At 34.1% G+C, this 2,556-nt stretch carries 3 protein-coding genes and 1 pseudogene; all 4 read left to right on the top strand.

Annotation, left to right across the window (positions count from 1 at the left end):
- Positions 1 to 122: 122 nt before the first annotated feature.
- Entirely contained in the window at positions 123 to 422 is a 300-nt protein-coding gene (rpsF, locus tag RT405_RS04840) for a 30S ribosomal protein S6 (RefSeq protein WP_035030871.1), read from the top strand.
- 62 nt (positions 423 to 484) lie between these two features.
- The gene (gene ssb, locus RT405_RS04845; RefSeq protein WP_396163295.1) at positions 485 to 994 is read left to right on the top strand and encodes a single-stranded DNA-binding protein; all 510 of its coding nucleotides are present in this window, start codon (positions 485 to 487) and stop codon (positions 992 to 994) included.
- A 30-nt stretch (positions 995 to 1,024) separates the two neighbouring features.
- On the top strand, positions 1,025 to 1,261 hold the full coding sequence (gene rpsR / locus RT405_RS04850) for a 30S ribosomal protein S18 (protein WP_035030866.1): 237 nt from the start codon (positions 1,025 to 1,027) through the stop codon (positions 1,259 to 1,261).
- Between the two features lie 224 nt (positions 1,262 to 1,485).
- Positions 1,486 to 2,556, top strand: a pseudogene (locus RT405_RS04855) (hypothetical protein); the annotation flags it as partial.

Raw genomic sequence — 2,556 nt, forward strand, 5'->3', positions numbered from 1 at the left:
AAAAGCATTGAACTTTATTAATTAATATGGTATATTTAATGGACGTGAGTAATCTATTATAGAATGCTCTCCTTGCTCTTTCAAATGAATGAGCCAAAGTCCATAAGGAGGTGACAGTCAAGATGAGCCAAACAGTAAATTATGAAATTTTATACATTATCCGTCCAAATATTGAAGAAGCTGAAAAAGCTACTTTGATCGAACGTTTTGATACTATTTTAAAAGATAATGGTGCTGAAATCGCTGAATCTAAAGACTGGTCGAAACGCCGTTTAGCTTACGAAATCAAGAAATTCCACGAAGGAATTTACCATATCGTAAAACTAACTGCTACAGATGCAGCGGCAATCAACGAATTCGATCGTTTGTCTAAGATCAATGATGATATTTTACGTCATATGATTATTAAAGTAGAAGCTTAAAAAATAAGATTGTTTCATGTGAAACATTTTTGGAAGGAGCGATTAATGTGATTAATAGAGTTGTGTTAGTTGGAAGATTAACTAAAGATGCGGATTTAAGATACACTTCAAATGGTACAGCTGTTGCTTCTTTCACTGTGGCAGTAAATAGACAATTTACAAACCAAAAAGGTGAAAGAGAAGCAGATTTTATTAACTGTGTTGCTTGGAGAAAGACAGCAGAAACATTAGCTAATTTTACGCGTAAGGGTTCATTAGTTGGTGTGGAAGGACGTATTCAAACGCGTTCTTATGATAATCAACAAGGACAACGTGTTTACGTTACTGAAGTTGTTGTTGATACTTTTTCAATGTTGGAATCAAAAGCCACAAGTGACCAACGTCGCGGCTCAGATGATACTGACCATGCAAAAACTTCTCAACAACATTCATATAACCAAACACAAAATAATTACTCACAAAAATCGGCTCCTCAAAATCAAAATTCTCAATATCCTGATTTTGGAAACTCTGATCCATTTGAAAAGAGTAGCCAACCGATAGATATTTCAGATGATGATTTACCGTTCTAATTTAAATTAGAGGATAAAGGAGGAATAAAAATGGCTATCCAACGTAGAGGCGGACGCAAACGCCGTAAAGTTGACTATATCGCAGCTAACCATATTGAATACATCGATTATAAAGATTTAGATCTTTTAAAACGATTTATTTCTGAAAGAGGTAAAATTTTACCTCGTCGTGTTACTGGAACTTCAGCTAAAAACCAACGTAAATTAACTACTGCAATTAAACGTGCACGTATCATGGGACTATTACCATTCGTTACGGCTGAATAAAAAAATAGCAAAGGGACATGGTAATTTCATTTATCATGTTCCTTTTTTTCTTTCTATTTTTATAGGTTTTAGAAAAAAGAATAAAAGCTGGACGTGCTTTTCGTAAGAGAGAAGTAATTAAATTGTTTCATGTGGAACAATTTAAGCAACTAGTATCTAAAAGTAAAACATGGTAAAATAGAGTCTGGATATTTAAAAAGTAACATATGAAAAAGGAGCTCATTATGGAGAAACTGTCTCAAGAAAAACTCCCAAAGTTTTTGAATGATGACAAATTCAAATGGTTTGCTGTTGGTATTGGTTTACTACAATTAGTAACAATAGTATTAGGTTTTTTAACACATATTGCATTAGGTATCATCTTGACAGTCGTTTTTGCAGTTACTGTCGTTTTGTTATATGACATGGCTAAAAAAATTAGTGTTGAAACTACTAAATACATTGCTGACTTATCTTATCGAATTAAGAGAGGAGAACAAGAAGCTCTTATTAAAATGCCGATTGGTATTTTATTGTTTAATGAAGAGTATGAAGTACAGTGGACTAACCCTTATCTTCAAAATCATTTGGGATATCAAGAGGTTTTAGGCAAGAAAATCAATGAGGTCGATAAAGAACTAGCTGAGTTGATACAGAACAGCCATACATCAGGTTTGAAAACAGCTCATTGGGGCGGAAACATTTATCAAATCATTGTTCAAGAGGATATCCGGGTTGTGTATTTAATGGATATTACTGAATATGCTCAAATTCAGGAAAAATACGAAGATGAAAAAATAGTGATTGGAAATATATTCGTAGATAATCATGATGAAATTGTACAAGGGATGAATGACCGCAGTATTTCGAGTCTAAATAATTTTATTACAATGGAATTATCCAACTGGGCAAAGGAACACCATGTTTATTTAAAAAGGGTAGCAGAAGATCGTTTTATTGTGATGATGCACCGCTCGTCTTTAGCTACTATCGAAGAAGAAAAGTTTGCCATTATTGATCGTATTCGTGAACGAACGTCTAAACAAAACTTTCCTTTAACGCTTAGTATCGGGTTAGCTTATGGAGACAATGATTTAAGTAAGTTAGCGAAGCTGTCTCAAAGTAACTTAGATTTAGCATTAGGACGAGGCGGAGACCAAGTGGTGGTTAAATCGACAGATGGGGAGCCCCGTTACTATGGCGGGAAAACAAACCCAATGGAAAAAAGAACGCGTGTTCGTTCTAGAATCATTAGTCAAGCACTTCAAGAATTAATGAAACAAGCAGATCAAATCTTTATTATGGGACATAGTTAC

The sequence above is a fragment of the Carnobacterium sp. genome (genome assembly GCF_032094055.1).
GTDB lineage: Bacteria > Bacillota > Bacilli > Lactobacillales > Carnobacteriaceae > Carnobacterium_A.